Here is a 3,495-nt window from a genome sequence, read left to right on the forward strand (position 1 = left end):
TCGGCGATGGCGGATTCCGAGGCTGGGCCCTGGAAGGTCAGGGTGTTGCCGCCGGATTCCTTGAGGGCGGCGTCGGCGCCCTTCTGCACGTTCTGCCAGAAGGTGGAGTTCACCGTCTTGACGATGACGGCGATTTCGCCGGCCTGGGCGGCGGAGAAGGCGGCGGCACTGCTGAACAGAACCGCCGAGGCGATGAGGGCGGTGGCAAGCTTTTTCATGGTTTCCTCCAGTTATCGGGCGCCGCTGTCGCGGTCGCCGGCCTGGGGAGCGCCCGGCCCCCCATTGGTTTGCGGAACGTTCCGGACGGCGGCCGTTACCGCCGGTTGCGCAATTGGTCGATCCACACCGTGAGCAGGATCACCAGACCGATGATGATCTGCTGGGTGAAGGCGGAGACGCCGTTCATGTTCAGGCCGTTGCGCAGGATCCCGATCACGAAGGAGCCGATGAACGTGCCGGACATGGTGCCCACGCCGCCGATCAGCGAGGTGCCGCCGATCACCGCCGAGGCGATGGCGTCGAGCTCGTACATCACGCCCTCGTTCGGCTGGGCGGTGACGAGGCGGGACATCAGCACGCAGCCGGTGAGGCCCGCCAGCGAGCCGGAAAGCACATAGGTGAAGCGGGTGACGCCGGCCACATTGACGCCCGACAGCCGGGCCGCCTCGGCGTTGGAGCCTACCGCGTAGATGTGCCGGCCCAGCACCGAGCGGTTGAGCATCAGCGACACGGCGAGCGCGATAACCACCATGAGGATCACCGGGTAGGGAATCCCGGGGAAGACGACGGTTGGGAAGCCGTCATCGCCAATGGTGACGATGCGGAACAGCGCGCCATTGCCGAGCACGCCAAAGGATTCGCCCAGCCCCGACACCGCGCGCGCCCCGGTGATCTGCAGCGCGACGCCGCGGGCGATGAGCATCATGCCCAGCGTGGCGATGAAGGGCGGCAGGCGCATGCGGGTGACGAGAATGCCGTTGATCAGCCCGCAGAACGCGCCGGTGAGAATGCCGAGCATCATGGCGACCGGCACGGCGAGGCCGAGTTCCTTCACCGCCAGCGCGGCGACGACGCCTGACAGCGCCAGAACCGAGCCCACCGACAGGTCGATGCCGCCGGTGATGATGACGCAGGTCGCGCCGATGCCGAGCAGGGCGATGGACGTCACCTGCAGGGCGATCGTCATGCCGTTATTGACGGTGAAGAAGGCATTGCTGGTGAGCGAAAACACCACGATGAGCACGAGAAGGCTGCCGAGGGCGGCAAACTTCTGCACGATGTCCTTCTGCCGGTCGGTCAGGCGGCCGCGGGCGGGCGAGGGCGGAGTGGCTACGGTCATGGTCATTCTCGGTTCCGTCAGTCGCGGCTGCCCGCCGGGCCATAGCCGGAGGCGTAGTGCATGATTTCTTCCTGGCTCGTGGCGGCGGTCTCCAGCACGCCGGCGATGCGGCCCTGGTGGAACACCGCGATCCGGTCGGTCATGCCGAGCACTTCCGGCAGTTCCGAGCTGATCAGGATCACCCCGATGCCCTTGGCCGCCAGTTCATCCATGATCTGGTAGATCGCGAACTTGGCGCCCACATCGATGCCGCGCGTCGGCTCGTCGAAGATCAGCACGCGCGACTGGCGGAACAGCCATTTGCCGATGATGATCTTCTGCTGGTTGCCGCCCGAGAGCAGGCGCACCGGCTGGCTGGCCGAGGGTGTCTTGATGCTGAGCAGGTCGATATAGTGCCGGGCGGCCTTGGCGTGCTTGACGAAGTCGATCAGGCCGAAGCGGTTCGACACCTCGTCCATGTTGGCCAGCGTCATGTTGGCGTCGACCGGCATCTTCACCGCCAGCCCCTGCGCCTTGCGGTCCTCGGAGAGATAGGCGAGGCCGGCGGCGATGGCATCGCGCGGCGAGCGGATGTCGAGCTGCCGCCCCTCCAGCGTGATGGCGCCGGCGTCAAGCGCATCGGCGCCGAAAATGGCGCGCGCCACTTCCGTGCGGCCCGCGTCCATCAGCCCGGCGAAGCCGAGGATCTCCCCGCGACGAAGCTCGAAGTCGATATCGTGGAACGCGCCGCGGCGGGTCAGCCCGCGCGCCGCCAGGATGACGTCGCGCGTCGGCCGCGACGTGCGCTCGGGGAACTTCTCCTCCAGCGAGCGGCCGACCATGCGCGAGACGATCTCGTCGACATTGGTCGCGGCGAAATCGTCCGTCGCCACATAGCGCCCGTCCCGCAGCACGGTGACGCGGTCGACGATCTCGGCCATCTCGTCGAGGCGGTGGGAAATGTAGACGATGCCGACGCCGGACGCCTTGAGGTCGTGGATGACCTTGAACAGCAGACGGGTTTCCTGCTCGGTAAGCGAGGAGGTCGGTTCGTCCATGATGAGGACTTCGGCGTTGAGCGACAGCGCCTTGGCGATTTCCACCATCTGGCACTGCGCGACCGAGAGTTCGCGCACCCGCCGCTCGGGCTCGATGGCGACGCCGAGCCGGTCGAGGCATGTCTGCGCGTTGGCCTTCAGCGCCTTGCGATCGACCAGAAAGCCGCGGCGCGGCTCGCGCGCCAGATAGATGTTCTCCGCCACCGAGAGGTGGGGGATGAGATTGAGTTCCTGATGGATGATGGCGATGCCGAGCGCCTCCGCCTCCAGCGGAGAGGCGAAGCTGCGCGCCGTGCCCTTGTAGACGATGCGGCCGGACGTCGGGGTATAGACCCCGCTGATGATCTTCATCAGCGTCGACTTGCCGGCGCCGTTCTCGCCACAGACAGCATGGACCTCGCCGCGGCGCAGGTTGAAATGCACGCCCTGCAGCGCTTTGACGCCGGGAAATTCCTTGCTGATGTTTTCCAGCGACAGCAGCGTCTCGCCCGCCGCCGCCGGTTGCGACGCGTCGATCCGACCGCCGGCAATGGCGCCGTTCGGCATGACTTCCTCCCATGTCGCGTGAAGCGACGCCACGTCCGCTGGAGCGGATCTTGTTGGCCCGTGGCCATTGCCAACTTATGGTGCCATGACGCCCCAAGTGGTCAAGCCAATTTTTCCATTTCAGCGATGATTTCTACATCGTCAATAAAAGATCGTTATATAACAATAAGATAAATCGGCTTGGCCAAAATGCCGCTTCGGTTTATGGTAAGGCCAAATTCAGAGTGGCACGATGAACATCAACCGCACGTCGGAGCGCAGGCTCTACCAGCAGGTCGCCGACCAGATTCGCGGCCTGATCCAGAGCGGCGATTTCGTCCTGGGCAGCCGCCTGCCGGCCGAGCGGGAACTCGCCCAGCAGCTCGGCGTCTCGCGCCCCTCGCTGCGCGAGGCGCTGATCGCACTGGAAATCGACGGCACGGTCGAGATCCGCATGGGTTCGGGCATCTATGTCACCGCCACGGTCGAGCGGCGGGCGCTGTCGCAGGCGGCGACGGGGGAGAGCGCGGTCGAATTGATGGAGGCGCGGGCGACGGTGGAGGCGGCCGTGATCGGCCTGGCCGGCGCCCGATT

General features: G+C 66.0%; 3 protein-coding genes and 1 pseudogene. 1 reads left to right on the plus strand and 3 read right to left on the minus strand.

Annotated elements, in window-relative coordinates; genetic code table 11:
- The 3 genes and pseudogenes from FHS55_RS00760 to FHS55_RS00770 form a co-directional block, all read right to left on the minus strand.
- Window positions 1–218 (minus strand): annotated as a pseudogene (locus tag FHS55_RS00760) (LacI family transcriptional regulator); the annotation flags it as partial.
- A gap of 95 nt (window positions 219–313) precedes the next feature.
- Window positions 314–1,345 (minus strand): ABC transporter permease, encoded by a 1,032-nt coding sequence (locus FHS55_RS00765; protein ID WP_183187776.1) that lies wholly within the window; start codon window positions 1,343–1,345, stop codon window positions 314–316.
- An 11-nt stretch (window positions 1,346–1,356) separates the two neighbouring features.
- The gene (locus tag FHS55_RS00770; RefSeq protein ID WP_183187777.1) at window positions 1,357–2,922 is read right to left on the minus strand and encodes a sugar ABC transporter ATP-binding protein; all 1,566 of its coding nucleotides are present in this window, start codon (window positions 2,920–2,922) and stop codon (window positions 1,357–1,359) included.
- Between the two features lie 232 nt (window positions 2,923–3,154).
- On the opposite strand from FHS55_RS00770, the gene FHS55_RS00775 reads away from it, so the two are divergent.
- A partial coding sequence (locus FHS55_RS00775) for a FadR/GntR family transcriptional regulator (protein WP_183187778.1) occupies window positions 3,155–3,495 on the plus strand: 341 nt, incomplete at its 3' end.

This window comes from Ancylobacter tetraedralis (assembly GCF_014195655.1).
Lineage (GTDB): Bacteria > Pseudomonadota > Alphaproteobacteria > Rhizobiales > Xanthobacteraceae > Ancylobacter > Ancylobacter tetraedralis.

What these genes read in the sequence shown, in the direction of transcription:
- FHS55_RS00765 (WP_183187776.1), bottom strand. Translation starts at nt 1,345, where the DNA reads ATGACCATGACCGTAGCCACTCCGCCCTCGCCCGCCCGCGGCCGCCTG.
- FHS55_RS00770 (WP_183187777.1), bottom strand. Translation starts at nt 2,922, where the DNA reads ATGCCGAACGGCGCCATTGCCGGCGGTCGGATCGACGCGTCGCAACCG.